Source organism: Cupriavidus pauculus, from assembly GCF_003854935.1.
GTDB lineage: Bacteria > Pseudomonadota > Gammaproteobacteria > Burkholderiales > Burkholderiaceae > Cupriavidus > Cupriavidus pauculus_C.
Genome location: NZ_CP033969.1, coordinates 25,742 through 52,665 on the forward strand (window position 1 = coordinate 25,742; position 26,924 = coordinate 52,665).

Below are 26,924 nucleotides of genomic sequence, written 5' to 3' on the forward strand. Positions count from 1 at the left end.
CTATAGGCGCTGGACCTTACCGGCGCACGCTAGGGCTAGTCCCCATCACATAGCGCTGGCCTTTGCCGGGCGATCCCCTACATTGAAAGCGGCGGAGGCCAGAGGGGATCGGACATGAAGTCAATACGCATGACAGTGCCAGCGATGCTGGCACTTTTTTTGTTCGCGGGCTGCGCGGACCTGCTGCCGCAGAAGGTGGACCGCTCGCCGCCGCTGGCCGGCCCCAACGTGAACACCGACACCACCTACCCGCCCGCGCCCGAGACCCGCGCCACGCCCATCGCCGCGCGCGAGATCAACATGGCCGGCGTCTGCCGGCGCACCGAGGAGGACGGCTTTCGCGAGGATGCCGTGGTCCGCGTGGCGCACAACGCGGTGCAGTCGCTGAGCTGGAAGCTCTGGGTGTCGCGCAAGGGGTCGTGCCGCTTTGACCTGGAGCAGTTCAAGCAGGTCCAGCAGACGCCGCACATCGAACTGCACGCTGTGGATGGCAGCGGCTGCAAGCTCATGGTCTGGCAGGACCCGCGCCGCATCACGCTGGCCCACGCGCGCTGCGAGAAGTACTGCACGCCCGGCATCTACGAGCAGGCGTGGCCGGTGCTGTTCGACCCCAAGAGCGGAAGCTGCGCGCAGATCCGCTGAGCCCCGCCCGCCGCTACTTGCCTTTCGGCACGCGCCCGAGCAGGTAGAACGCGTCGTTGGGCCGCATGCCGATGGTGTTGGCCATGCGGTTCGACAGCCCGAAAAACGCCGTGATCGCGGCGATGTCCCAGGCGTCCTCGTCGTCAAAGCCGTGCGCGCGCAGCGCCGCGAAGTCGGCCTCGTCGACCGTGTGCGACGCCTGGCAGACCTTCATCGCGAAATCGAGCATCGCGCGCTGGCGCGGCGCAATGTCGGCCTTGCGGTAGTTGACCGCCACCTGGTCCGCCACGAGCGGCTTCTTCTCGTAGATCCGCAGGATCGCGCCGTGGGCCACCACGCAGTAGAGGCACTGGTTGGCGCCCGACGTCGCCACGACGATCATCTCCCGGTCGCCCTTGGTCAGGTTGCCGGTCTCCTTGAGCATCAGCGCGTCGTGATAGGCGAAGAACGCGCGGCACTCGTCCGGCCGGTGGGCCAGCGCCAGGAACACATTCGGGACGAAACCAGCCTTTTCCTGCACTTCCAGCACGCGCTGGCGCAGGTCGTCGGGCAGATCGGCAATGGCGGGGACGGGGTAGCGGCTGATGGGGGGCTGGGCGGTGGGCTGGGCGGGGATTTGTGCGGCCTCGGTCATGTCTGTCTCCTGTCGGGTGTCGGGTCCCCGTATCGGTACATGCGGTACAGCCCGGCCATGGCACCCCGCCATGGCCGTCGGATGCTGGCAGCTTACTCCGCCGCGGTGGCGAACTGGATCCGGTGCAGCCCGGCGTACAGGCCGCCCTTGGCCAGCAGCTCGCCATGGCTGCCGGATTCGGCCACGCGGCCCTGCTCCAGCACCACAATGCGGTCGGCGTTCTCGATGGTCGACAGCCGGTGCGCAATGACCAGCGTCGTGCGGCCCTGCATCAGCGTTTCCAGCGCGGCCTGGACCTGGCGCTCCGACTCGGAATCGAGCGCCGAGGTGGCTTCGTCCAGGATCAGGATCGGCGCGTCCTTGTAGATGGCCCGCGCGATGGCCAGGCGCTGCCGCTGCCCGCCGGACAGCTTCATGCCGTTGTCGCCGATGTTCGTCTCCAGCCCCTCGGGCAGGCCACGCACCACATCGGTCAGGTAGGCCGCCGCCAGCGCCCGCTCCACGCGGGCCAGATCGATTTCCTCGCGCGGATGTACGCCATACGCCACATTCGCGGCGACCGTATCGTTGAACAGCACCACGTCCTGGCTGACGAATGCAATCTGGCGGCGCAGATCGGCCAGGCCGAACTGGTCGACCGGCTTGCCGTCCAGCACGATGCAGCCTTCGGTGGGATCAAAGAAGCGCGGCAGCAGGTTGACCAGCGTGGTCTTGCCGCTACCCGACGGCCCGACCAGCGCCACCACCTCGCCCGGCGCGGCGTGGAAGCTGACGCGGTTCAGCGCGGGCCGGCCGGCATCGCCATAGCGGAAGCCGACGTTGTCGAACACGAGGTCGCCCTGCGCGCGCGCCAGCGGCAGGCCGCCGGTCTGGGCCTCGACCGGCTCGTCGATCAGCCCGAAGATCATTTCGGCGGCGGTCAGGCCGCGCTGCAGCGGCTGGTTCAGGTCGGTCAGGTGCTTGAGCGGCGAGATCAGCAGCAGCATCGCCATGACAAAGCCGGTGAATCCGCCGATCGTGGTCTGGTTGCCCTGCGCCTGCACCATTGCGATGGTCAGGATCACGGACAGCGCCAGCGACGCCAGGAACGCCGTCACCGGCTGGTTCAGCCCGCCCGCCACCGCCATGCGCATCGAATAGCCGCGCAGCCGCTCGGCCATCGTCGCAAAGCGCGCGGTCTCGTACGCCTCGCCGCCGTGCAGCTTGACGACCTTGTAGCCGCCGGCCGCCTCCTCCACCACGTACGCGGCCGTATTGGTCAGCGCCTGGTGCTCGCGGTTCAGCCGGCGCAGGCGGCGGTTCACCTTCGACATCACGAAGCCGATGGTCGGCAGCAGCACGGCCACCACCAGCGTCAGGCGCCAGTTCGTGTAGAACAGGTAGACCAGCAGCGCCAGCACGGTCAGCGAGTCGCGCACCAGCGTGATCAGCACGCCGGTCAGGATCTGCATGACCTGGTTGACCTCGAAGATCACGGCGTTGATCAGCGACGCGGCGGTATTGCGGTGGTAGAACAGCGCGGGGGCGTGGAGCATGCGGTCGAACATCTGCATCCGCATCTTCAGCAGCACGCGGTTCGAGATCAGCGACAGCAGGTAGCCGGACGCGAACTGCGCCACGCCGCGCACCAGCGCCACGCCCACCAGCAGCGCCGGCACGTGCCAGAGCTTGCCGGCGTAGCTGCCGCCGAAACCCTTGTCCAGCAGGTCGTTGACGACCTTGGGAATGATCCCCTCGCTGGCGGCGACCAGCGCCATGGCCAGGATGGCCAGCACGAAGTTGCGCGTCTCGGGCTTCAGGTACGCCCAGACGCGCTTGAGGGTTTCGGTTTCCTGGGGCGTTTGCTTTTTACTGTCGTTCACGTTGGCTCCACCTGCCGACCGGAGACCGCGCCGACTGCCGCTAGAATGGCGGGCGAATCCGGTCTGCGCGATGCGTCGCAAGCATGTCTATGAAAATCTCTGCCGTACTGATTACAAAGAACGAGGCCCACAACATCCGGGCGTGCCTCGAGAGTGTCTCCTGGTGCGACCGCGCGATTATAGTGGACTCCGGCAGCACGGACGGCACGCTGGAGATCGCCCGCGCCATGGGTGCCGAGGTCCACGAAACGGCCGGCTGGCCCGGCTTCGGCCCCCAGAAGAACCTGGCCCTGGACAAGGTGCGCAGCGAGTGGGTGCTGTCGATCGACGCCGACGAGCGCGTCACGCCCGCGCTGCGCGACGAGATCATGGCCGCCATCGACTCCGGCCGCGCCGACGCCTACGACATGCCGCGCCTGTCGCGCTTCTGCGGCCGCTTCATGCGCCACAGCGGCTGGTACCCGGACCGCCTGACCCGGGTCTTCCGCACCGGCCGCGCCCGCTTCACCGACGACATCGTCCACGAGAACGTGGTCACCGACGGCCCCATCGGCCACCTGAAAACTCCGCTGCTGCACTACACGTACGACGATTTCTCGCAGGTGCTGCGCAAGATCGACCAGTACTCGACGCTGGGCGCCCAGCAGGCATTCCAGCGCGGCAAGCGCGCCACGGTACTGAGCGCCTGGACCCACGGTAGCTGGGCGTTCCTGCGCACGTGGCTGCTGCGCCGGGGCTTCCTGGACGGCCCCCAGGGGCTGGCCGTCGCGCTGATGAACGGCCAGGCCAGCTATTACAAGTACATCAAGCTTTGGCTGCTGCAGCAGCAGGCGCTGAACCCGCCTGCTGCGTCAGCCGAGCCACCAGCGCGCTGAACGCCGCAGCCGTGGGGCCGAAGCCCATCTGCTCGACGTGCCGGGCGGCATGGGCCAGCAGCGCCTCGCGCAGCGCGGCATCGTGCAGGCCCCGGTCGATGGCCGCCGCCATCGCGGGTACGTCGCCCACCGGGACGAGCAGGCCGGCGCGGCCGTCGTCCAGCATCTCGCGCGGGCCCACCGGACAGTCGCTGCTGACCACGACCTGACCCACCGTCAGCGCCTCGATCAGCACGTTGCCGAGCCCTTCCATCTTGGAGCTGAAGGCCATCAGCCGGGCATTGCGCATCCAGGCAAAAGGATTGGCCTGGAACCCGACGAACTTCACGCGCGCGGCGACGCCAAGCTCGCTTGCCAGCGCTTCCAGCGCCGGGCGGGACGGGCCTTCCCCCACGATGACCAGGTCCTCGTCGATGCCCCGATCCGCCAGCAACGCATAGGCCCGCAGCAGCGTGGCAAAGTCCTTCTGGCTCTCTTCGAGCCGGGCCACGGACACGATGTACGGCTGCGTCGGCAAGCCCTCGGGCGTCTGCCTGGACATCGCGCGGATGCGTTCCAGGTCGAACGCGTTGTACAACTTGACGAAGCGGTCCGCCGCCTCCGGAATCAGGCGCCGCGCATCGGCCGCCATGGTTTCGTTGAGCATGACCACCGCGTCATAGTCTTCCCGGCACTGATGCCGCAGCTTGCGCAGCTTGCGGCCGTGCCCCGTCGCCAGATGCGCCACGCTGAAGTGCTGGTAGCCGATCATCGGCACCGGCAGCGGGCCGGTGATGCGCGACAGCGACATGTCGTAGTCGACCACGGCGTCATAGCCGCCCTGCGCCAGGATCCGCATGAAGCGGCGCCGGACGATGGGCTTGCGCACCGGCGGCAGCAGCGCCTCTTCGTAGAGCTTGCCCAGCAGCCCAAGCTTGCGCTGCTTCTTTAGCTGGCGGCAATGCGACAGCCACGGCGCTTCGGCCAGCACATGGACCTTGACGCTGGCCGGCAGGCGGGCGCGGAAATGGGACGCCAGTTCGGGCGACGGATAGGTCACCGTCAGCCCAAGCTCGAACCGGTCCTGCAGCGACGTGAGCAGCGACACCAGCGACGTCTCGATGCCGCCATGCAGGAAGTGCGTGACGTGGAACAGGATGGCGGGCTTGCTTGCCGTGCCCGCGGAATGGTCGACCATCCCCTCAGCCATAGAGCATCCGCACGCTGTCGCCGAGCGCTCCGCGCAGGCTGGCCAGCGCCTCCTCGGACGGCGTGATCTGCCACTGGTCGCCCAGCATCGCCTCGCAGCGGGCCGTGCGGTTGACGTAGCTGACGCGCACCGGCACGCCCGGCTGCTGCGCCCCATTGGCCAGGAACGGCGTCAGCAGCTCGCGCAGCCGTTCCGTGGAAGCGTTGCCGTTGAAGCCCAGGCACACGGCGTCCGCATACCGCGCCCGCGCCGCCACCATGTCCATGACCGATTCGGCCGTGAAGCGGACGCCGCCCGTGAACGTGTCGTGGCGGGCGTTGCCCTGGGCGATGATCAGCTCGTCCTCGCGGAACATGTGGCGGTTGGCGTCGTACAGCTCGCTGAAGACCGTCATCTCGATCTGGGCCGTGCCGTCGTCGATCATGACGATGATCAGCTTGCCCCGCTGCGTCATCTGCGTGCGGATGCCCATGATCACGCCGGCGATCACCTTGCCGCGGACGTCGCGGCCGTAGCCGCCGCCGTTGCCCTGCACTTCCTTTTCCAGCGCGGCCAGCGTGCCCTTGACGAACCTGCGTACTTCGTCGCGCGAGGCGTCGAACAGGTGGCCGGAGAAGTAGTAGCCTAGCGCCTGCTTTTCTTCCTGCAGCGTGCGCTTGGCCGTCCAGCGCGGTTCGTCGACCAGCAACGGCCGGTGGGCTTCGCCCGCGTCGTCCATCAGGTCGAACAGCGACACCTGGTTGGCGGACTCGGCCTTCTGCTCGGCCGCTTCCATGGCGATCGACACCGATGCCAGCAACTGCGCGCGGTTGTCGTTGAGGCTGTCGAACGCGCCGGCGCGGATCAGCGCCTCGATGGTCCGGCGGTTGACCTGTCGACGGTCCACGCGCTCGCAGAAGTCGAACAGGTCCGCGAACGGCTTCTCCTCGCGCGCGCGCAGGATGTCCTCGATGGCGCCCTGGCCCGAGCCCTTGATGCCGCCCAGGCCATAGCGGATGGTTTTGGCATCGGTCGGCGCGAAGCGGTACTCGCTGGCATTGACGTCCGGCGGCAGCACCGCGATGCCGTTCAGGCGGCAATCCTCGTAGAGGATCTTGACCTTGTCGGTGTCGTCCATGGCCAGCGACATGTTGGCTGCCAGGAATTCCGCCGGATGGTGCGCCTTGAGCCAGGCCGTGTAGTAGGCCAGCAGCGCGTAGGCGGCCGCGTGCGACTTGTTGAAGCCGTAGCCCGCGAACTTCTCCATCAGGTCGAAGATGTCGTCGGCCTGCTGGGCGCTCAGGCCGTTCTTGTCGGCGCCCTCGCGGAACAGCTCGCGGTGCTTGGCCATTTCCTCGGGCTTCTTCTTGCCCATGGCGCGGCGCAGCAGGTCGGCGCCGCCGAGCGAGTAGCCGCCGATGATCTGCGCCATCTGCATCACCTGCTCCTGGTAGACCATGATGCCGTAGGTCTCCTTGAGCACCGGCTCCACGCGCGGATCGGGATACTCGACCTTCTCCCGGCCGTGCTTGCGTGCGCAGAAGCTGGGGATCAGGTCCATCGGGCCCGGCCGGTAGAGCGCCACCAGCGCGATGATGTCCTCGAAGCGGTCGGGCTTGGCGTCCTTGAGCATGCCCTGCATGCCGCGGCTTTCAAGCTGGAACACGGCGACCGTGTTGGCCGTCTTGAGGATGTCGAACGCGGGGCCGTCGTCGAGCGGGATCTGGCTGCAGTTCCAGTCGGCCTTGCTTGGGTCCAGGCGCCGGATGTAGCGCTCGGCCCAGTCCAGGATCGTCAGCGTGGTCAGGCCCAGAAAGTCGAACTTGACCAGGCCGGCCGCTTCCACGTCGTCCTTGTCGTACTGGCTGACGACGCCGCTCATGCCGTCGGTGCCCTGCGTGTAGAGCGGGCAGAAATCGGTCAGCCGGCCCGGGGCGATCAGCACCCCGCCAGCGTGCATGCCGACGTTCCGCGTCATGCCCTCCACCCGCTGCGCCAGTTCCAGCAGCTGGCGGACTTCCTCCTCGTTGCGCTCGCGCTCGGCCAGCGCCGGCTCTTCCTTCTTCGCTTCCTCCAGCGTCACGAGCTTGCCGGGCTTGAACGGAATCAGCTTGGCGACGCTGTCGACAAAGCCGTAGCCCAGGTCCAGCACGCGGCCCACGTCGCGCACGGCGGCCTTGGCGGCCATCGTGCCGAACGTGGCAATCTGCGACACGGCGTCCTTGCCGTACTTCTCCTTGACGTACGTGATTACGCGGTCACGGCCGTGCTGGCAGAAGTCGATGTCGAAGTCGGGCATCGACACCCGCTCCGGGTTCAGGAAGCGCTCGAACAGCAGCGCGTACTTGAGCGGGTCGAGGTCGGTAATGCCCAGCGCGTACGCCACCAGCGAGCCGGCGCCCGAGCCCCGGCCCGGGCCCACCGGCACGCCGTTGTTCTTGGCCCAGTTGATGAAGTCCGCCACGATCAGGAAGTAGCCGGGGAAGCCCATCTTGATGATGGTGCCGGTCTCGAATTCCAGCCGGGCGTAATACTCGGGCCGCTTGCGCTCGCGCTCCGCGTCGTCGGGGAACAGCACGGCCAGCCGCTTTTCCAGGCCGTCCTTGGCCATGAAGACCAGGTAGTCGTCCAGCGACATGCCGTCGGGCGTCGGGAACAGCGGCAGCCGTGGCTTGCCCAGTTCCAGCGTCAGGTTGCAGCGCTTGGCGATTTCCACCGAGTTCTGCAGCGCGCTCGGGATGTCGGCGAACAGCGCGCACATCTCGTCCTGCGTCTTAAAATACTGATCGGTCGTGAAGCGGCGGGTGCGGCGCGGGTTGGCGAGCAGCTCGCCCTCGGCGATGCAGACGCGCGCCTCGTGCGCCGTGAAATCGTCGGGCGACATGAACTGCACCGGATGCGTCGCCACCACGGGCAACTGCATGGCGGCCGCCAACGGCACGGCCTGCTGGATGTAGGCGTCGGTGCCGGGATGCCCGGCCCGTTGCAGTTCGATATAGAAGCGGCCCGGGAACACGCTGGCCCAGTGGGCCGCCGCGCGCCGCGCGCCGTCTTCGTTGCCGTTGGCCAGCGCCTGGCCGATATCGCCGCCCATGGCGCCGGACAGCGCGATCATGCCCGTGGCCAGCGGCAGCCCTTCCTCGCCCGGTTCCTGGAACCAGCCCGGCTCGAACTCGGCGCGGCCGCGATACTGGTTGCCCAGCCAGGCGCGGGACAGCAGCGTGCAGAGGTTCAGGTAGCCGATGCGGTCCTGGACCAGCAACTGCATGCGCGCGGGCTTGTCGCGGTCGTCGGCGTTGGTCAGCCAGACGTCGGCGCCGACGATCGGCTTGACGCCGCCGCCGCGGGCTTCCTTGTAGAAGCGGATCAGGCCGAACGCATTGGCCAGGTCGGTCAGCGCAAGCGCGCCCATGCCGTCCTTGGCGGCGGCCTTGACGGCGTCTTCCAGGCGGACGATGCCGTCGACGACCGAATATTCGGAATGCAGGCGAAGGTGTACGAAGCGGGGTGCAGACATAGGGCGCCATTGTACCGGCTCGTCCCCGGTGGAAACCTGAGAGTTTTCGCAAAATGGGGGGCTGCGGGGCTTGCGGCGCGCGGTGTGCAGCGTGCGCGCGACGCCCGCGCCGCCGCTTCGGGACGGGTATCGGCGGGGCCGATCAGCGGCTATAATTTCGCCTTTCCAATCAGGCAGTTACCGGCGCGCCCAGCGCCGGCAAGGCAGCGTCGCTCCATGCAGATCGTCAACATTTCGGCTTACAAGTTCGTCACGCTCGACGATATCGAGACCCTGCGCGCCGCCATGCGCGAGCGCTGCGAGGCGGCTGGCCTGAAAGGCACGATCCTGCTCGCGCCGGAGGGTATCAACATGTTCCTGGCCGGCACCCGCGCGCAGATCGACGGCTTCATGGCGTGGCTGCACGCCGACGCGCGGTTTGCGGACATCGCGCCCAAGGAAAGCCTGTCCGAGAACCAGCCGTTCAAGCGCATGCTGGTACGCGCCAAGAAGGAAATTATCACGATGAAGATGCCGCTGATCCGCCCCGAGGCGGGTCGGGCGCCGGCGGTGCGGCCGGTGGACCTCAAGCGCTGGCTGGACCAGGGTCATGACGACGAAGGGCGGCCCGTGGTGATGCTGGACACGCGCAATGACTTTGAAGTGGCGGTGGGGACCTTCGACGGGGCCGTCGAATACAACCTGTCGAAATTCAGCGAATTCCCGCCCGCGGTGGCCGAGCACAAGGCGGCGCTGGCAGGCAAGACCGTGGTGTCGTTCTGTACGGGCGGCATCCGCTGCGAAAAGGCCGCCATCCACATGCAGGAAGTGGGGATCGAGCGCGTCTACCAGCTCGAAGGCGGCATCCTGAAGTATTTCGAGGAGGTCGGCGGCAGCCACTACCGCGGCGACTGCTTCGTGTTCGACTACCGGACCGCGCTGAATCCGAACCTGGAACCGGCTGGCCCGGTACAGTGCTTCGCCTGCCGTGCCGTGGTGACGCCCGAAGAGCAGCAGGGACCGGCCTACGTGGTGGGCAAGAGCTGCCCGCATTGCGCGGACGCGACCGCCGCCGCGTGAAGCCGTGCGCCAGCCTCAGGCCGCCAGCAGGTGGTAGAGGTTGCGCAGCATCCCGGCCGTCGCGCCCCAGATGAAACGGTGGCCGCCGCCTTCGCGCGGATAGGGCATCGCATAGAACTGACGCTCGCCGCCTTCCCATCGGAACAGCCGGCGCTCGTGGCGCGACGGGTCCATCAGGAACGCCAGCGGCACCTCGAAGATATCGGCCACCTCGCCGGCATCGGCCTGCAACGTGAAGCCGGAACGGACCAGGCCGACGATCGGGCTGACGTGGTAGCCGGTGCCGGTAATGTAGTCCGGCAGCGAACCCAGCACCTCGATGAAGTCGCGCTGCAGGCCGATTTCTTCCTCAGTCTCGCGCAGCGCGGTGGCAATGCGGTCGGCATCGTAGGTTTCCTGACGCCCGCCCGGAAAGCTGATCTGACCCGCGTGTGACGAAAGATTCGCATTGCGCTCGGTCAGCAGCACGGTCAGGCCGTCGCGGCGCTCAACCAGCGGCACCAGCACCGCGGCTTCGCGCAAGCCGCGCGTCTTGTCGTAGATCCGCGACTCGTCGGTCAGCTCTGGCTCCCAGGCCGGCGGGGACAGCAGCCGGTGCCGGATGAAATCGGGTTGCATGCGCGGCGCGGTGAGCGGCGCGCGGCGACTGTCGGTCTTGATAACGGGCAGTGCCTCGGGGTCGAATTTGGGGCGCATAACGGCGTCAAGTATGACAGAACGGCAATTGTTGCATCGCAGCATCAGATGGCGTCGCGCGGCGTTTCAATGCAAAAAGGACACCCGAGGGTGTCCTTCGCAATGCCGGAGCGGCGCCGGTTTCCCGGCACCCGCTGGAACAGCTTACTCGGCGGCGGCGGCCGTCTTGGCCTTCGTCACCAGCTTTTCCTTGATACGTGCCGACTTGCCCGAACGCTCGCGCAGGTAGTACAGCTTCGCGCGACGGACGTCGCCGCGACGCTTGACTTCGATGCCGGCGATCAGCGGCGAGTACAGCTGGAACGTACGTTCCACGCCTTCACCCGACGAGATCTTGCGCACGATGAAGGAGCTGTTCAGACCACGGTTACGCTTGGCGATCACCACGCCTTCGTAAGCCTGCACGCGCTTGCGGTTACCTTCCACCACGTTCACGTTGACGATCACGGTGTCGCCAGGTGCGAATGCGGGGATGGTCTTGTTCGCGGTCAGACGCGCGATCTCGTCCTTCTCGATTTGCTCGATGAGATTCATCGTTTTCTCCATAACCATCGTACCGGCGTTATATACCCGTAACCGGGCCCCGGCAGAGGATGGGGTTTTCACTTGGCAGGAGCGAACTCCTGCCCTGCTTTCGCCGCCAGGGTCGACAGGTACTTCTCGTCGGCCTTGGACAACAATCCTTGCTCGCGCGCGGCCTCGATCAGGTCGGGACGCTTGCGGGCGGTATTGGCCAGCGCCTGCTGGCGCCGCCACTTCTCGATCTCGGCGTGATGGCCCCCGAGCAACACATCGGGCACCCGCACGCCTTCGTATTCTTCCGGCCGCGTGTAGTGCGGACAGTCGAGCAGGCCATTGACAAAGCTGTCCTGCACCGCCGACTGCGCATCGCCCAGCACGCCGGGCAAATGCCGCACCACCGCGTCGATCAGCGCCATGGCCGGCAGTTCGCCGCCCGACAGCACGAAATCGCCGAGGCTGATTTCCTCGTCCACGCGACGGTCGATCAACCGCTGGTCGATCGCCTCGTAGCGCCCGCACAGCAGCACCAGCCCGGGCCGCTGCGCCAGTTCCATGACCTTGGCGTGCGTGAGCGTGGCGCCCTGGGGCGACATCAGCACCACGTGCGGCCGTGCCACGCCCGCGTCCGACTGCGCCGCACCGGCGGCATCGATCGCATCCTCAAGCGGCTTGGCCAGCATCACCATGCCGGGGCCGCCACCGTAGGGCCGGTCGTCGATCGTCCGGTAGTTGTCGACCGTGAAGTCGCGGGGATTCCAGGCGCGCAACGCGTAGCGCTGCTGCTTGGCTGCCCGGCTGGTAATGCCCCAGTCGGTCAGCGCGCGAAACATCTCGGGAAACAGCGTGATTACATCGAACTGCATCAGCGCCTCCCTCGACGGCAATTCAGGTACTTCAGTAGTCCAGCCCCCAGTCGACCACGATGCGCCGGGCCGACGTATCGACCGTGCGCAGGAACGCATCGACAAACGGGATCAGCCGCTCGGCGGCCTTGCCGTCCGGCAGCTGGTAGGCCACCTGGAGAATCTGGTGCGCGCCATTGTCGATCAGGCCGGTCACGTCGCCGAGCGTTTCGCCCTGCTCGTTGACCACGGCGCAACCGATCAGGTCCACCCAGTAAAACTCACCTTCTTCCGGCGCGGGAAAATCCGCACGCCGGATCCAGACGCGGCGACCCTTGAGCATTTCTGCCACAGTGCGATCCGAAACGCCGGTGGCTTGCGCCACCACGGTACCGCTGTGCTCCCGCGACTGGGAAATCTTGACGCTGACGGCGTCCGCCGCTTCGGCGGATGCAGTCACCACGCCGGCCGGCGGCGCGCGCAGCAGCCACCAGCGCCGGGCATGAAGCAATGCGGAGGCGTCGTCCGCATGCGGCTGGACCTTGATCCAGCCCCGGATGCCGTAGGCCGCGCCCACGTAGCCAACCTCGACGAGATCGTCGGGCAGGCTGTCCGTGAACAGCAGCGATGCGGGCAGCCTGGCCTGCTTGCCCGCCGCACCACCTTGCGTGGTGGCGTTCGACAGGTTCAGCGGCTTGCGGCCGGTGGCGGTGCCAGTCACGTGTGCCGGGCGTCTTGATGCATCAGTGCGCACCGGTAACGGCGCGCCTGTACAACGATCAGGCTGCAGCCTTGGTGGCGGCTTGCTTGACCAGGCGGGCAACGGTCGGCGACAGTTGGGCGCCAACGCCTTGCCAGTAGGCCAGACGGTCCTGCACCACGCGCAGGCCTTCTTCCTTGTCGGAAGCCAGCGGGTTGTAGAAGCCAACGCGCTCGATGAAACGGCCATCGCGACGGTTGCGCGAATCGGTAGCAACGATATTGAAGAACGGGCGCTTCTTGCTGCCGCCGCGAGCCAGACGGATTACGACCATGTTAATTCCTCGAAAAAACGGGGTGTGCGAACACGAAACGCAAGAGTATAGCCCACTTCCCGAGTCCAAACAAACACTTAGGGCTTTCCAGCACGCGGGCGCCCCGCGCAGGCGATGCCGGCGCAACATCGGGCCGGGCATGCCGTGGCGAAAACCGCGGACCGGGTCAGCGTCATATGGATGAATCGGCACTTTCCGAAATTGCGAAACACTAGCCGATGCCACCTTCATTCCAACGATGCGACGCACATCGGCAGCATCCGAGAACGCCTTCTAATCCCCGCCAAACCCACAGTATCGCGGCACTGCGGCCGACCCGCCAAAGCTGCCAAAAATGACGAAACACTCCGTTACACCGGTAACGGGTTTCGCATAGGTCGCCAGACCCTCCGTGCGTACCATGAACCCACGCCTGACTCATCACCTGCTACAGGACATTGGGATTGCACATGCTTACCCGCCCCCACCTGCGCCATCTGGTGGCTGGTACCGTGGCCGTCATCGGCCTGGTTGGCACTATCGCCACCAGCCACGCACAAGTTGCCTTCTGGCAGCGCGCCTTCGCCGAACACCCGGTACGGATGGGCCGTGCGGGCCCCGGCTGGGACATCGCGAGTGTACGCGCCGAAAACCGCGACCACGTGCAGGCACAGATCGACCGGATGGAACAGCGCGCGCGCAATGACGACCGCCTCAGCGGCCGTCCGCCCGGACCCGGCCACGCCGGCGACGACCGTGGCGGCCGGCAGTCCGGCGGCGTCGACCGCAACAGCCCCGGCGACACGGCGATGCGCGGCACCGAGATGCGCCCCGCCAATGTCGGCCCCGGCTGGCAGGCGCGCGGACGCGACGGCGGCCGCTGACCGCGGCGAGCCCGCCTCACACCACCCCAACGGCCGGAACTTCCGGCCGTTTTCCATTGTCACTTCAGAGTGCGTGCCACAAAACGCCGCACAGGCTGCCGCCCGGCGATGTCCGGGGCCGTCCAGCGTGCCGCTGTTGCGCAGACGGCAATCGAACTGACCTGCCTCTGCCCGGCACCCACTGCCCGGGCCCCGGAGGCCGGGCGCGGCCTCCACAAGAACGACCTGTCGAGGTTCATCATGTCTCCCCTGCTTCACGACCTGGCCCGACACGCGGGCCAGTTGTCGTTGTCGATACTGTTCATGCTGTTGCTGACCGTCATCCTCTACAGCGAGACGCACGTCTCGGCGCTGGTCTCCGGCGCGCTGGCGTGGATGTGGCCGTCCTGACGCCCGCCTGACGCTACAATGGGCGCCGATGCCGCCGGCATCGCCTGGAATCCCCTGGAATCCCCTTCGCACCGCCCTGCCCCACGATGCCAGCCGCCAGCCCCACCGCCCCCATTTCCCGTGATCCCAGCCGCGCACCCGGCACGCCGCGTGGCAAATCCAAGCTGGCCACCGTTGCGCTGGCCTTCCTGCTGGGCAGCCTTGGCGCCCATCGTTTCTACCTGAAGGGTGCGCGCGACCTGGCGGGCTGGGCGCATCTGCTGGCCACCACGGCTGGCGCGCTCGGCGTGGCGTCGCTGATCCTGGGCGTAGGCAGCACGCCGCTGAACTGGACGTTCGCGGTAGCGGGCGGCGCGTCGGTCATCGGCGCGTTTCTGACGGCCATCGTGTTCGGCCTGCGGCCGGACGACAAATGGGACCAGCGCTACAACGCCCATGGGCAACCCACGCGCTCGGGCTGGCCGGTGGTCATCCTCGTGATCCTGTCGCTGATGATTGGCACCGGCCTGCTGATGGCGGGGCTGGCCATCAGCTTCCAGACCTTCTTCGAGTCGCAGGTGGAAGCCGCCAAGGCCCTGTCGCAGGAATAGCGGCACCCGCGCATCACACCGTCGTGACAACTTCGTAACGATCGCGCCGTGCGCGCGTGGATCGCCCATACTGCTTAGGTTCAGGTTCGACGCCGGCTCCCGGCGTCACGAATAGGAGGGCAGATGGAACATCCAAGCTACGAAGAGGGACGCCTCGCGGCGATCGCTGTCCGGCTGGCCATGTCGTCTGGCTTGCCGCCAGTCAACGCCAAGGCCGCGCTGGAACTGGCCTGCCGCATGATCGACGACAATCTCAACACGCCCGCTGCGGGCCGCAAGGAAGCTCAGAAGAGCGAGCCCTGCCTGTCACCCCCGTCGCGTGGCCGGATCGGCCTGGGTGGTGGCGTGAACCGCGAGCTATCGAGTTCGAAACGGTTATAGCGAAACCCGAGACGATCGGCGGCCTTGTAGAAGCGCTGCCGGATCAGATCGGCCCAGATTCCCGTGCCGCGCATGCGCGAGGCGAAATCGGCGTCATAGTCCTTGCCGCCACGCATCTCGCGCACGCGGTTCATGACCCGCTCGGCACGGCCCGGGAAATGCGCCTGCAGCCACTCCTGGAACAGCGGGCGCACTTCCCACGGCAATCTCAGCACGATGTAGTTCGCATAGACGGCGCCAGCCTCGCGCGCCGCCTCCAGAATCCTTTCCAGATCCGGTTCCGTGATGAACGGGATGACCGGCGCCACGCTCACGCCCACCGGTATGCCCGCGTCGGTCAGCTCGCGGATCGTGCGCAGCCGCCGCGCCGGCGTGGACGCTCGGGGCTCCAGCGTGCGGGCCAGGTCGGCGTCGAGCGTGGTGATCGTGACGGCCGCCACGGCCAGCCGCTGCGCCGCCATGGGGGCCAGCAGGTCGATGTCGCGCTCGATCAGCGACGACTTGGTGATCAGCGCCACCGGGTGACGGGTTTCATGCAGCACTTCTAGAATGCCGCGCGTGATGCGCTGCGTGCGTTCGATGGGCTGGTAGGCGTCGGTGTTGACGCCCAGCGCAATGGTTTCGCAGCGATACGATGGACGCGACAGCGTCTCGCGCAGCCGCTCGGCGGCATTGGCCTTGGCGTAGAGTTTTGTCTCGAAATCGAGACCCGGCGACAAGTCCAGGTAGGCATGCGTCGGCCGCGCAAAGCAGTAGATGCAGCCGTGCTCGCAGCCGCGATAGGGATTCAGCGATACATCGAACGGGATGTCGGGCGACGCGTTGCGCGTCAGGATCGACCTGGCCTGCTCCAGGCTGACCTGCGTGACGATCCGGGGCGGTGCCGACGCTGCCGGCTCGGCCGATTCCGCAGCCAGGTCGGCCCCGGCGGGCCGCCAGCCATCATCGAACTCGTCGCGCGCATCGCGTGCAAAGCGACCCTGGAGGTTGCTGACCGCGCCTCTACCCTTGGTGGGAAGCGCGGCCGGGGGGCGATTGGGGGGCATGGAATCTCGTCGCGAACCGAACCGGATACTGTATGAATATACAGTATCGCCACGCATCCCCCAACCGCTTTGTCAGGCCGTGGCGGCGGCGCCGCTTTCCTTGCCGTCCACCGCAATCGCCAGTGTCTCCTTGATCTCTTCCATCACGACATAGCTTTTCGACTGCGCCGCGCCGGGCAGTTGCAGCAGGATGTCGCCCAGCAGCCGCCGGTACTCGCCGATCTCACGGATGCGCGCCTTGATCAGGTAGTCGAAGTCGCCCGACACCAGATGGCATTCCAGCACCTCGGGAATCCGCAGCACCTCGCGCCGGAACTGCTCGAACATGTTCCCCGACTTGTTGTTCAGCGAGATCTCGACGAAGACCAGCAGGGCGCTGCCCAGCGCCGCGGGGTTCAGCCGCGCGTAGTAGCCCATGATCACGCCGTCGCGCTCCAGCCGTTTCACACGCTCGATGCATGGCGTGATGGTCAATCCGACCTGCTCGGCCAGGTCCTTCATCGAGATGCGGCCGTCGGCCTGCAGCATCGCCAGGATCTTGCGATCCAGCCGGTCCAGCGCGCGTACGGGCGGGCGGCTCGTCCTCATGATTTTTTCCTGTTTTCCCGAAAATTTCACGAACTATGCCTGCTTCGAAGTCAATAGTATAGAAGCGAATTCTTCATCAGCCCCCTTTGGCAGTACGGAGCCCCCGAAAATGCGCGTTCTTGTTCTTGGCAGTGGCGTGATTGGCGTCACGAGTGCGTGGTATCTGGCACGGGCCGGTCACGAAGTGACCGTCGTGGACCGGGAAAGCGGGCCCGCGCTGGGCACCAGCTTTGCCAATGCCGGCCAGATCTCGCCGGGCTACGCGTCGCCGTGGGCGGCGCCGGGCGTGCCACTCAAGGCCATCAAGTGGATGTTCCAGGAACACGCGCCGCTGTCGATCAAGCTTGATGGCACGCTGTTCCAGCTCCAGTGGATGTGGCAGATGCTGCAGAACTGCACGGCCGACCGCTATGCGGTGAACAAGGAGCGCATGGTGCGGCTGGCCGAGTACAGCCGCGACTGCATCCGCGCGCTGCGCGTCGAGACCGGCATCGCCTACGAGGGCCGCCAGCAGGGCACGCTGCAGGTCTTTCGTACCCAGGCCCAGCTCGACGCCGCCGCGCGCGACATCGCCGTGCTGGAAGACGCCGGCGTGCCCTACGAATTGCTTTCGCGCGACGATCTCGGCGCGAGCGAACCGGCGCTCGCCGCTGCCGGCCAGAAGCTGGCTGGCGGCCTGCGCCTGCCGAACGATGAAACCGGGGATTGCCAGCTGTTTACCGAGCGGCTGGCAGCCATGGCCGCGTCGATCGGCGTGCAGTTCCTCTACGACCGGTCGATCGACGGCCTGCTGACGACCGGCGATGCCGTGACCGGCGCGCTGGTCGACGGCAAGCCGATGACGGCCGATGCCGTGGTGGTGGCGCTGGGCAGTTGGTCCACGCCGTTCGTGAAGCCGGTGCTGCGCGGGCTGTCGAACCTGCCGGTCTATCCGCTCAAGGGCTTCTCGATCACGGTGCCGCTGGTGGACGCGGCCAGGAGCCCGGTGTCGACCGTGCTCGACGAGACCTACAAGGTTGCCATCACGCGTTTCGACGACCGCATCCGCGTGGGCGGCATGGCGCAGATCGTCGGCTACGACCGCTCGCTGGACCCGAACAAGCGCCGCACGCTGGAACACGTGGTCAACGACCTGTTCCCCGGCGCCGGCGACGTCAGCCGCGCGACGTTCTGGACCGGCCTGCGCCCGATGACGCCCGACGGCACGCCGGTGGTCGGCCCGGCCGGCATCCGCGGCCTGTGGCTCAACACCGGCCACGGCACGCTGGGCTGGACGATGGCCTGCGGCTCGGGCCAGTTGCTGTCCGACCTGGTCTCCGGCACCCGCCCGGCCATCCGCGCCGACGACCTCTCGGTGGACCGCTACCGCAAGACGCCGCCCGCGCGGCACGTGCCGCGGCCGGCCACGGCGTAATAAAAAAGGCGACCTCCGGGTCGCCTTTTTGCTGGGTTTGGCTGTCCGCCAGCTTGCTCAGAACTGTTCGGCCGACATCGCCTTGACTGGCTCGGCCCCGTCGACGATGGCCGCGCGCAGCCCCGACGCCTGCGACAGGATGTGCTGGCCGAAGAAATGCGCGGTGGCGATCTTGGCGCCGTGGAAGGCCGGGTCCTCGGCGCGTTTGGCGTCGGCCGCCAGCATCGCGCGCGCCAGTTGCCAGCCCGACAGCACGATGCCGCAGAGCTTCAGGTACGGCACGCTGCCCGCGAACACCGCATTCGGATCGCCCTTGGCGTTGTCGACCACGAACCGGACCACCGCCTCCAGCGCCTCGCGGCCCTGCCTGAGCTGGGCCTGCACGGCCAGGAACGGTGCGCCGCCATGCTCGCCCAGCCGGTTCTCGGTCTCGGCGATGCTCGCGCAGATCGCGCGCGCCACGGCGCCGCCGTCGCGCACGGTCTTGCGGCCGACCAGATCGTTGGCCTGGATGGCCGTCGTGCCTTCGTAGATCGGCAGGATACGGGCGTCGCGGTAGTGCTGCGCGGCGCCGGTTTCCTCGATGAACCCCATGCCGCCGTGCACCTGCACGCCCAGGCTCGTGACGTCGATCGACAGCTCCGTGCTCCAGCCCTTGACCACCGGCACCAGGAACTCGTACAGCGCCATGTTCTGGCGGCGTACGGACTCGTCCGGATGCTGGTGCGCCACGTCGCTGGCCGCAGCCGCCACGTAGGCCACGCTGCGCGCGCCTTCGATCAGCGCGCGCATCGTCATCAGCATGCGCTTGACGTCGGGATGGTGGATGATCGTCACGCCTTCGCGCGCCGAGCCATCGACCGGACGGCTCTGCACGCGCTCGCGCGCGTAGGCCACGGCCTGCTGGTAGGCGCGTTCGGAGACGGCGATGCCCTGCATGCCGACCGAGAAGCGCGCCGCGTTCATCATGATGAACATGTATTCCAGGCCGCGGTTTTCCTCGCCGACCAGCGTGCCGATGGCGCCGCCGTGGTCGCCAAACTGCAGCACTGCCGTGGGGCTGGCCTTGATGCCGAGCTTGTGCTCGATCGACACGCATTCCACGTCGTTGCGCGCGCCCAGCGACCCGTCCGCGTTCACCAGGAACTTCGGCACGATGAACAGCGAGATGCCCTTGACCCCTTCGGGCGCGTCGGGCGTGCGGGCCAGCACCAGGTGGACGATGTTGTCCGCCATGTCGTGCTCGCCGTAGGTAATGAAGATCTTCGTGCCGAACACCTTGTACGTGCCGTCGCCCTGCGGCTCGGCGCGCGTACGCACCGCGGCCAGGTCGGACCCGGCCTGCGGCTCGGTCAGGTTCATCGTGCCGGTCCATTCGCCCGAGATCAGCCGGGGCAGGAACAGCGACTTCTGCGCGTCGGTGCCGGCCGTCAGCAGCGCCTCGATGGCGCCGTCGGTCAGCAGCGGGCACAGCGCGAACGACAGGTTCGCCGTGTTCAGCATTTCGTTGCACGGTGTGGCGACGAGCTTGGGCAGGCCCTGCCCGCCGAAGTCCGCCGGATGCAGCACGCCCTGCCAGCCGCCTTCGCCAAACTGGCGGAACGCGTCGCGAAAGCCCGGCGTGGTCGTGACAACACCGTCCTTCCAGCTACTCGGCTGGATGTCGCCAGCGCGGTTCAGCGGCGCCACCACCTGTTCGTTGAACTTGGCGGCCTCCTCCAGCACAGCCTGCGCCGTGTCCGGCGTGGCGTCCTCGTAGCCCGGCAACTGGCTGATCTGTGCCAGCCCGGCCAGTTCGTTCATGACGAACAGCATGTCCTTGAGCGGTGCGCGGTAGGTCATCGTATGTCTCCACGATCTCGTAAAAAAGCCGCTCGCGGGATCACCCGGAACGGCTTCGACGTTCTTGCTGCTTGCGGCCGGTTCAATGCGTTGTCGAACCGGCCGTTCGGGCCTGTCAGCCCAGCGCGGCCACCAGTTCCGGCACCACGGTGTTCAGGTCGCCCACCAGGCCGTAGTCCGCCACCGAGAAGATCGGGGCTTCGGCGTCCTTGTTGATCGCGACGATCACCTTGGAGTCCTTCATGCCGGCCAGATGCTGGATCGCGCCCGAGATACCGACGGCGATGTACAGCTGCGGGGCGACGATCTTGCCGGTCTGGCCCACCTGGTAGTCGTTCGGCACGAAGCCGGCATCGACTGCGGCACGCGAGGCACCCAGCGCGGCGCCGAGCTTGTCGGCCAGCGGGGTCAGCACCTTGGTGTAGTTCTCGCCCGAACCCACGCCGCGGCCACCCGAGACGATGATCTTGGCGGCGGTCAGTTCCGGACGGTCGCTCTTGGTCACTTCGCGCGACACGAATTGCGAGATGCCCGCGTCGGCAACGGCCGGCAGCGTGTCCACCGTGGCCGAGCCACCTTCCGCGGCGGCAGGGTCGAACGCCGTGCCACGCACGGTGATCACCTTGATCTTGTCTTCCGACTTGACCGTGGCAATCGCGTTGCCGGCGTAGATCGGACGCTCGAACGTGTCGGGCGAATCGACCTTGGTGATGTCCGACAGCTGCGCCACGTCCAGCTTGGCGGCCACGCGCGGCAGGATGTTCTTGCCCGAGGCCGTGGCCGGGGCAACGATGTGCGAGTAGTCGCTGGCAATGGCCAGGATCTGTTCGCCCACGTTCTCGGCCAGGCCGTCGGCAAAGTGCGGTGCGTCGGCCAGCAGGACCTTCGCCACGCCCGCGATCTTCGCGGCGGCGTCGGCGGCGGCCTTGGCGTTGGAACCGGCCACCAGCACGTGGACGTCGCCGCCGCACTGGGCGGCTGCCGTCACGGCGTTCAGCGTGGCGGCCTTGATCGATTGGTTGTCGTGTTCAGCAATGACAAGTGCAGTCATGTTCTCTCTCCCCGCGCTCAGATAACCTTGGCTTCCGACTTCAGCTTTTGCACCAGCGTGGCCACATCAGGGACCATCACGCCAGCGCTGCGCTTGGCCGGCTCCACGACCTTCACGGTCTGCAGGCGCGGCTTGACGTCGACGCCGAGATCTTCCGGCTTCACGGTTTCCAGCGGCTTTTTCTTGGCCTTCATGATGTTCGGCAGCGTCACGTAGCGCGGCTCGTTCAGGCGCAGGTCCGTGGTCACCACGGCCGGCAGCTTCACCGACACGGTTTCCAGGCCGCCATCCACCTCGCGCGTCACCGACGCCTTGCCATCGGCCACCACCACCTTCGAGGCGAAGGTGGCTTGCGGCAGGCCGGCCAGCGCGGCCACCATCTGGCCGGTCTGGTTGGAGTCGTCGTCGATGGCCTGCTTGCCCAGGATCACCAGGCTCGGCTGTTCCTTGTCGATCAGTGCCTTGAGCACCTTGGCCACGGCCAGGGGCTGCAGGTCTTCACCGGATTCCACCAGGATGCCGCGGTCGGCGCCAATGGCCATCGCGGTACGCAGGGTTTCCTGGCACTGGGCCACGCCGCACGACACGGCAACCACCTCGGTGACGACGCCAGCTTCCTTCAGGCGCACGGCCTCTTCCACGGCGATTTCGTCGAACGGGTTCATGCTCATCTTGACGTTGGCCAGGTCGACGCCCGTGCCATCCGACTTCACGCGGACCTTGACGTTGTAGTCCACCACCCGCTTGACTGCGACGAGTACTTTCATGCGCTCACTCCACTGATAGCTGATAGTTCCAAAGTTTGAATCGCTCGCCATTATAACCACCGGGGTGGCGCAGCTTTAGTTTTTCGAACGATCGTACTATTTTATCGACAAAGAATTGCCGGGCATAGCCGGCAACTCGCAGAATCTTTAGATATTGTGCCGCAGGATGCCCCGGCGGCCCAGCGTCTGGATGAAAACCCCTAGAAATTACCAGGCGGTGATCACAGATTCCTTAAAAGTGCTTTGCACGTATTGCTTGATCTCGGGCGAGTGGTACGCCTTGACCAGCTTGGCCACCCACGGCTTGTCCTTGTCGGCCGCGCGGATCGCGATCAGGTTGGCGTACGGACCCTTCGGACCCTCCATGGCGATGGCATCGCGCGTGGGCGACAGGCCGGCCGACTCGGCGTAGTTGCCGTTGATGGCGGCGGCGTCCAGGTCGTCGAGCGAGCGCGGCAGCTGGGCGGCGTCCAGTTCGACGATCTTGATCTTCTTCGGGTTCTCGACGATATCCAGCGGCGTGGCCTTCAGGCCGGCATCGGCACGCAGCTTGATCACGCCCTTCGACTGCAGCAGCAGCAGGCCGCGGCCGCCGTTGGTCGGATCGTTCGGCACGCCCACGCGGGCGCCCTGCTTCAACTGGTCCAGCGACTTGATCTTCTTCGAGTAGACGCCCATCGGGAACGTCACGGTAAAGCCCGCGTGCGTGAACTTGTAGCCGCGGTCCTTGATCTGGGCTTCCAGGTACGGCAGGTGCTGGTAGCTGTTGGCGTCGAGGTCGCCAGCGGCCAGCGCGGCGTTCGGCTGGATGTAGTCGCTGAACTCCACCACCTGGATGTTCAGGCCGTCCTTGGCCGCCACCTTCTTCACCTGCTCCATGATCTGCGCGTGCGGGCCACCGGTCACGCCCACCTTGATCGGCTTGTCCTGCGCGAGCACGCCAGCCGACACCACCACACCCAGCGCCAGCACGGCGCCCTTCAGCACGTTACGACGTTGCATTTCGATTTACCCCAAGTTTCCCTGTCAAGAACTAGTATTTCAACGATGGCTGATCCGACGGACCAGCCAGTCGCCGAAGCTCTGTACCGCCTGCACGAACACGATCAGGATCAGCACGACGGCGACCATGATCTCGGTGATGTAGCGCTGGTAGCCGTAGCGGATGCCCAGGTCGCCCAGCCCGCCGCCGCCAATCGCGCCGGCCATGGCCGAATAGCCAACCAGGCTCACGAACGTGATGGTCAGGCCGGCCACGATGCCGGGCATGGCCTCGGGCAGCAGCACCTTCCAGACGATCTGCCGGGTGGTGGCGCCCATCGACTGCGCCGCCTCGACCAAACCCTTGTCGACCTCGCGCAGCGCCGCTTCCACGAGCCGCGCGATGAACGGGATGGCCGCGATCGTCAGCGGCACGATGGCCGCCGTGGTGCCAATGGACGACCCGACGATGAAGCGCGTGAACGGAATGACCACCACCAGCAGGATGATGAACGGGATCGAGCGTACCGCGTTGACCACCACGCCGATGGTCCGGTTGAACAACGGGTGCGACAGCACGCCGCCCCGGTTGGTCAGGTGCAGCAGCACGCCCAGCGGCACGCCCAGCAGCGCGCCGACCACGCCGGAGATGCACACCATCAGCAGCGTCTCGTAGAACGACGTCAGGAACAGGTCGAGCATTTCAGACCACATGGTCGATCTCCTCCACGACGACGCCTTGCGCCTGCAGATAGTCCATGGCCGCGCGCACGCTGGCCGGGTCGCCCGTGGCCATGATCGCCAGCGAGCCGAACGCCTGGCCCTGGATCTCGTCGATATGGCCATGCAGGATGTTGAAGTCCAGCCCGTGCTGGCGGATTGCCTGCGCCAGCACGGGCTGGTCGACGTTCTCGCCCGTGAAGGCCAGCCGGTAGACGTGGTCGCGGCCGTTGCCGAGCCGGCTTTCCACGCGCTTGAGCACGCTGGCCGGCAGTTCCTGGGCGATCACGTCGCCGATCATGGCGCGCGTCACCTCGTGCTGCGGACGCAGGAAGACGTCGATCACGCGGCCCGTCTCCACCACCTGGCCCGCCTCCAGCACGGCCACGCGGTCGCAGACCTGTTTGATCACTTCCATCTGGTGCGTGATCATGACGATGGTCAGGCCCAGTTCCTTGTTGATGCGCTTGAGCAGTTCCAGGATCGAGCGCGTGGTCTCGGGGTCCAGCGCCGAGGTGGCTTCGTCCGACAGCAGCACCTTCGGCTTGCTGGCCAGCGCCCGGGCGATCCCCACCCGCTGCTTCTGGCCGCCGCTGATCTGCGCGGGATGGCGGTCGCGCAACGCCGACAGGCCGACCAGTTCCAGCAGCGGCTCGACGGTCGCCGCAATCTCCTGCTTCGACTTGCCCGCCAGTTCCAGCGGCAGCGCCACGTTGTCATAGACCGTACGCGACGACAGCAGGTTGAAATGCTGGAAGATCATGCCGATCTCGCGCCGCGCCTCGCGCAGCGCGCCGTTGCCCAGCGCGGTGAGATCCTGGCCGTCGACGACCACGCGGCCGCTGGTGGGCCGGTTCAGCAGGTTGATGGCACGCACCAGCGTGCTCTTGCCGGCGCCGCTTCGGCCGATGATGCCGAAGATCTCGCCGGCGGCGATGGTGAGGCTGACGTCGCGCAGCGCATGCACCTCCCCCGACCCGCCGGGGAACCGCTGCGAGAGTCCTTGCAGTTCGATCATGGAACGAGAAAAGAAAACGGCAACAGCGCGGGGGTCTCCTGCGTTGTTGCCGCACTTATTTTTATGAAGCCCGCATTTTATGCGATCCGCTTCATACCGCAAACGAGATTTTTCTGAAAGCCTTATGCGCTGGCGTCATATAGACGACAAGGAAGCGCCTTTTTAGTCATATTGCGGCAGGGCTTACGCCTCCATCAGCACCTTCAGATGGGCGAACACGCTGCGGGCCAGCGCGCTGAGGTTGTAGCCGCCCTCCAGGCAACTGACGATGCGACCCTGGGCGTGGGTCTTGGCCACCTGCACCAGTTGCTCGGTGATCCACGTGTAGTCCTGCTCCACGAGCCCCATCTGCCCCAGGTCGTCCTCGCGGTGGGCGTCGAAGCCGGCCGAGATGAACAGCATCTCGGGCTTGAATTCGTGCAGGCGCGGCAGCCAGATCGTTTCCACCACCTCCCGGACGGCCATGCCGTTCGTGTACGCCGGCAGCGGGATGTTCGACATGTTCGTCGCCACGTGCTCGGTGCCGCTGTACGGATAGAACGGGTGCTGGAAGAAGCTGCACATCAGCACCTGCGGATCGTCGCGGAACGCCGCCTCGGTGCCGTTGCCGTGGTGGACGTCGAAATCGATCACGGCCACGCGCTGCAGCCCGTGCACGGCCAGCGCGTGCCGGGCGGCAATCGCCACGTTGTTGAAGAAGCAGAAGCCCATCGCATGGTCGGGCTCGGCGTGGTGGCCGGGCGGGCGCACGCAGCAGAACGCGTTCTCCACCTGGCCCGCCATCACGGCGTCGGTGGCCGCCACGGCCGCGCCGGCCGCGTGCGTGGCGGCGGTCAGCGTGTGGCGGTTCATGGAGGTGTCGGGATCGATCGCGAAATAGCCGGTCGACGGGCTGTTGGCGGCCAGGCTGGCAACGTAGTCGGGCCGGTGCACACGCTCGATCTGTGCTTCGGTGGCAGCCGGGGCATCGCGCCGGTCGAGCAGGCCGTCCATCCCGTGCGAAATCAGGTGGTCCTCGATGGCCTGCAGCCGTTCAGGGCATTCGGGATGGAAGAACCCCATCTCGTGCAACTGGAACGACGGATGCGTGTAGTAACCCGTTGGCATTTTCGATTTGGGTCAAGTTTGTCTCCAGCCGTTACGTTAGCACAGGACGTGCCCGCCTTCCGCCGGCGGAACTTCGTAACCAAATGCCCCGCAACGGGGCGTCGCGTGTATCGCATCCGCTATACTCGGTGCGACTTGCAAAGGACATCATGACCGACCAACAGCGCTCCCTGCGCCGCCCGCTGCTGGGCGCCGCACTCACCGCTGCCGCATTGGGCCTGTGCGGCGTTTCTCCCGGGCTCGTGGCCGCCGGACGCCGCCGCGTCAGTGTCCGGGAAGAAGAAATCGAACCGGGCCGCTATCAGAACCACCCCCAGGCACGCGCGTTCATCGACGAGATGGTGGCACGCAACGGCTTGCCCCGCGCCGAGCTGGAATCGTATTTCAGCCAAGCCGTGTACTCGGCAACCGTGTCGCGCCTGATCATGCCGCCGACCACGCCGGGCAAGAAAAGCTGGCGCGCCTACCGGTCGCGGTTCATCGAGCCGATCCGCATCAACGCCGGCGTCCGCTTCTGGCAACAGAACCGCGAGACGCTGCGCCGCGCCGAAGCCGAGTTTGGCGTGCCGGCGTCGGTCATCGTCGGGATCATCGGCGTGGAAACGATCTACGGCCGCGACATGGGCACGTTCCGCGTGATCGACTCGCTGTCGACGCTGGCGTTCGACTACCCCGACACGCCCAACCGCGACGCCCGCACCAAACTGTTCCGCAACCAGCTGGCCGACTACCTTCTCTGGTGCCGCGACACAAAGACCGACGTGTTCTCGGTGCTCGGCTCGTACGCCGGGGCCGTGGGCATCCCGCAGTTCATGCCGACGAGCCTGCGCGAATACGCCGTGGACTACGACGGCGACAGCCACGTGGACCTGCGCAACAGCCCCACCGACGCCATCGGCAGCGTCGGCCGCTTTCTGCAGTTGCACGGCTGGGAACAGAACCGGCCCGTGGTGTGGCGCATCGGCGCCGATGCCGGCAGCCTGGGCGTGGCGACGGCCGCCGCCGATGGCGAACCGTGGCCCACGCGGACGCTGAACCAGTTGACCAAGGCCGGGCTGCGCGTGGACGAGCCGATCGACCTGCAGCGCGAGGCGGAAACCGGTGTGCTGGTGGTGGACCTGCCCACCCCGGACCAGCCGACCGAGTACATGATCGGCCTGCGCAATTTTTACGTCCTCACGCGCTACAACCGCAGCTTCTTTTACGCGCTGGCGGTCTACCAGCTGGGCGAGGCGGTGAAGGCGGCCATGGCCTGACCGGCCGCGCCGCGGTCAGCAACAAAAAAGCCCCGCAGGCTTCCGCCGCGGGGCTTTTT

General features: G+C 66.7%; 26 protein-coding genes. 8 read left to right on the plus strand and 18 right to left on the minus strand.

The window, feature by feature from the left end; all coding sequences use genetic code 11:
- Nucleotides 1–144 precede the first annotated feature (144 nt).
- Nucleotides 145–642 (plus strand): hypothetical protein, encoded by a 498-nt coding sequence (locus EHF44_RS01845; protein ID WP_253699934.1) that lies wholly within the window; start codon nt 145–147, stop codon nt 640–642.
- A 13-nt stretch (nt 643–655) separates the two neighbouring features.
- Here the strand turns inward: EHF44_RS01845 and EHF44_RS01850 are convergent, their stop codons facing one another.
- Nucleotides 656–1,276: a peroxidase-related enzyme gene (locus tag EHF44_RS01850; protein WP_124682159.1), complete on the minus strand. Its 621-nt coding sequence runs from the start codon at nt 1,274–1,276 to the stop codon at nt 656–658.
- Nucleotides 1,277–1,368: 92 nt separating this feature from the next.
- Complete coding sequence (gene msbA, locus EHF44_RS01855; RefSeq protein ID WP_124682160.1) at nt 1,369–3,138, minus strand: lipid A export permease/ATP-binding protein MsbA; 1,770 nt, start codon at nt 3,136–3,138, stop codon at nt 1,369–1,371.
- An 89-nt stretch (nt 3,139–3,227) separates the two neighbouring features.
- Between msbA and EHF44_RS01860 the strand changes: the two genes are divergently transcribed.
- Complete coding sequence (locus EHF44_RS01860) at nt 3,228–4,013, plus strand: glycosyltransferase family 2 protein (RefSeq protein ID WP_124684966.1); 786 nt, start codon at nt 3,228–3,230, stop codon at nt 4,011–4,013.
- Here EHF44_RS01860 and EHF44_RS01865 read toward each other — a convergent pair.
- The gene (locus tag EHF44_RS01865; protein WP_124682161.1) at nt 3,943–5,190 is read right to left on the minus strand and encodes a glycosyltransferase; all 1,248 of its coding nucleotides are present in this window, start codon (nt 5,188–5,190) and stop codon (nt 3,943–3,945) included. The genes EHF44_RS01860 and EHF44_RS01865 overlap by 71 nt on opposite strands.
- Before the next feature lie 4 nt (nt 5,191–5,194).
- Nucleotides 5,195–8,698 carry a DNA polymerase III subunit alpha gene (gene dnaE / locus EHF44_RS01870; RefSeq protein ID WP_124682162.1) on the minus strand — a complete coding sequence of 1,168 codons (3,504 nt, stop codon included), beginning with the start codon at nt 8,696–8,698 and terminating at the stop codon, nt 5,195–5,197.
- A 216-nt stretch (nt 8,699–8,914) separates the two neighbouring features.
- Between dnaE and EHF44_RS01875 the strand changes: the two genes are divergently transcribed.
- Nucleotides 8,915–9,757 carry a sulfurtransferase gene (locus tag EHF44_RS01875; protein WP_124682163.1) on the plus strand — a complete coding sequence of 281 codons (843 nt, stop codon included), beginning with the start codon at nt 8,915–8,917 and terminating at the stop codon, nt 9,755–9,757.
- Between the two features lie 15 nt (nt 9,758–9,772).
- Here the strand turns inward: EHF44_RS01875 and EHF44_RS01880 are convergent, their stop codons facing one another.
- The 5 genes from EHF44_RS01880 to rpsP all read right to left on the minus strand — a co-directional run bounded on the left by EHF44_RS01880 (nt 9,773) and on the right by rpsP (nt 12,851).
- A complete protein-coding gene (locus EHF44_RS01880) occupies nt 9,773–10,453 on the minus strand; it encodes a CoA pyrophosphatase (RefSeq protein WP_124682164.1) in 681 nt (226 codons plus the stop codon).
- A gap of 144 nt (nt 10,454–10,597) precedes the next feature.
- Nucleotides 10,598–10,987 carry a 50S ribosomal protein L19 gene (gene rplS, locus EHF44_RS01885; protein ID WP_124682165.1) on the minus strand — a complete coding sequence of 130 codons (390 nt, stop codon included), beginning with the start codon at nt 10,985–10,987 and terminating at the stop codon, nt 10,598–10,600.
- Nucleotides 10,988–11,055: 68 nt separating this feature from the next.
- Nucleotides 11,056–11,838, minus strand: coding sequence for a tRNA (guanosine(37)-N1)-methyltransferase TrmD (gene trmD, locus EHF44_RS01890; RefSeq protein ID WP_124682166.1), 783 nt, complete (start codon nt 11,836–11,838; stop codon nt 11,056–11,058).
- A 31-nt stretch (nt 11,839–11,869) separates the two neighbouring features.
- A complete protein-coding gene (gene rimM, locus EHF44_RS01895) occupies nt 11,870–12,538 on the minus strand; it encodes a ribosome maturation factor RimM (protein WP_124682167.1) in 669 nt (222 codons plus the stop codon).
- A gap of 58 nt (nt 12,539–12,596) precedes the next feature.
- Nucleotides 12,597–12,851, minus strand: coding sequence for a 30S ribosomal protein S16 (rpsP, locus tag EHF44_RS01900; RefSeq protein WP_124682168.1), 255 nt, complete (start codon nt 12,849–12,851; stop codon nt 12,597–12,599).
- Nucleotides 12,852–13,300: 449 nt separating this feature from the next.
- Between rpsP and EHF44_RS01905 the strand changes: the two genes are divergently transcribed.
- The 3 genes from EHF44_RS01905 (at nt 13,301) to EHF44_RS01910 (ending at nt 14,694) form a co-directional block, all read left to right on the plus strand.
- Nucleotides 13,301–13,714: a hypothetical protein gene (locus tag EHF44_RS01905; protein WP_124682169.1), complete on the plus strand. Its 414-nt coding sequence runs from the start codon at nt 13,301–13,303 to the stop codon at nt 13,712–13,714.
- Nucleotides 13,715–13,954: 240 nt separating this feature from the next.
- Complete coding sequence (locus tag EHF44_RS28270; RefSeq protein ID WP_172965993.1) at nt 13,955–14,104, plus strand: hypothetical protein; 150 nt, start codon at nt 13,955–13,957, stop codon at nt 14,102–14,104.
- A gap of 86 nt (nt 14,105–14,190) precedes the next feature.
- Nucleotides 14,191–14,694, plus strand: coding sequence for a TM2 domain-containing protein (locus EHF44_RS01910; protein WP_124682170.1), 504 nt, complete (start codon nt 14,191–14,193; stop codon nt 14,692–14,694).
- Nucleotides 14,695–14,978: 284 nt separating this feature from the next.
- On the opposite strand, the gene EHF44_RS01915 is transcribed toward EHF44_RS01910, so the two are convergent.
- A complete protein-coding gene (locus EHF44_RS01915; protein ID WP_124682171.1) occupies nt 14,979–16,121 on the minus strand; it encodes a PA0069 family radical SAM protein in 1,143 nt (380 codons plus the stop codon).
- Nucleotides 16,122–16,193: 72 nt separating this feature from the next.
- Nucleotides 16,194–16,709: an Lrp/AsnC ligand binding domain-containing protein gene (locus tag EHF44_RS01920; protein WP_124682172.1), complete on the minus strand. Its 516-nt coding sequence runs from the start codon at nt 16,707–16,709 to the stop codon at nt 16,194–16,196.
- Nucleotides 16,710–16,818: 109 nt separating this feature from the next.
- Between EHF44_RS01920 and EHF44_RS01925 the strand changes: the two genes are divergently transcribed.
- Nucleotides 16,819–18,123, plus strand: a complete 1,305-nt coding sequence (locus EHF44_RS01925) for a D-amino acid dehydrogenase (RefSeq protein ID WP_124682173.1) — start codon at nt 16,819–16,821, stop codon at nt 18,121–18,123.
- 57 nt (nt 18,124–18,180) lie between these two features.
- Here the strand turns inward: EHF44_RS01925 and EHF44_RS01930 are convergent, their stop codons facing one another.
- The 7 genes from EHF44_RS01930 to EHF44_RS01960 all read right to left on the minus strand — a co-directional run bounded on the left by EHF44_RS01930 (nt 18,181) and on the right by EHF44_RS01960 (nt 25,609).
- Nucleotides 18,181–19,965 carry an acyl-CoA dehydrogenase gene (locus EHF44_RS01930; RefSeq protein WP_124682174.1) on the minus strand — a complete coding sequence of 595 codons (1,785 nt, stop codon included), beginning with the start codon at nt 19,963–19,965 and terminating at the stop codon, nt 18,181–18,183.
- A 115-nt stretch (nt 19,966–20,080) separates the two neighbouring features.
- Nucleotides 20,081–21,016, minus strand: a complete 936-nt coding sequence (locus EHF44_RS01935; protein ID WP_124682175.1) for an electron transfer flavoprotein subunit alpha/FixB family protein — start codon at nt 21,014–21,016, stop codon at nt 20,081–20,083.
- 17 nt (nt 21,017–21,033) lie between these two features.
- Nucleotides 21,034–21,783: an electron transfer flavoprotein subunit beta/FixA family protein gene (locus tag EHF44_RS01940; protein ID WP_124682176.1), complete on the minus strand. Its 750-nt coding sequence runs from the start codon at nt 21,781–21,783 to the stop codon at nt 21,034–21,036.
- A gap of 207 nt (nt 21,784–21,990) precedes the next feature.
- Complete coding sequence (locus EHF44_RS01945; protein WP_124682177.1) at nt 21,991–22,785, minus strand: MetQ/NlpA family ABC transporter substrate-binding protein; 795 nt, start codon at nt 22,783–22,785, stop codon at nt 21,991–21,993.
- Nucleotides 22,786–22,824: 39 nt separating this feature from the next.
- A complete protein-coding gene (locus EHF44_RS01950; RefSeq protein ID WP_124682178.1) occupies nt 22,825–23,478 on the minus strand; it encodes a methionine ABC transporter permease in 654 nt (217 codons plus the stop codon).
- A complete protein-coding gene (locus tag EHF44_RS01955; protein ID WP_124682179.1) occupies nt 23,468–24,502 on the minus strand; it encodes a methionine ABC transporter ATP-binding protein in 1,035 nt (344 codons plus the stop codon). The genes EHF44_RS01950 and EHF44_RS01955 overlap by 11 nt, the downstream gene beginning before the upstream one ends.
- A 183-nt stretch (nt 24,503–24,685) precedes the next feature.
- The gene (locus tag EHF44_RS01960) at nt 24,686–25,609 is read right to left on the minus strand and encodes a histone deacetylase family protein (protein ID WP_124682180.1); all 924 of its coding nucleotides are present in this window, start codon (nt 25,607–25,609) and stop codon (nt 24,686–24,688) included.
- Between the two features lie 149 nt (nt 25,610–25,758).
- Between EHF44_RS01960 and mltB the strand changes: the two genes are divergently transcribed.
- Nucleotides 25,759–26,865: a lytic murein transglycosylase B gene (gene mltB / locus EHF44_RS01965; protein ID WP_124682181.1), complete on the plus strand. Its 1,107-nt coding sequence runs from the start codon at nt 25,759–25,761 to the stop codon at nt 26,863–26,865.
- Nucleotides 26,866–26,924 lie beyond the last annotated feature (59 nt).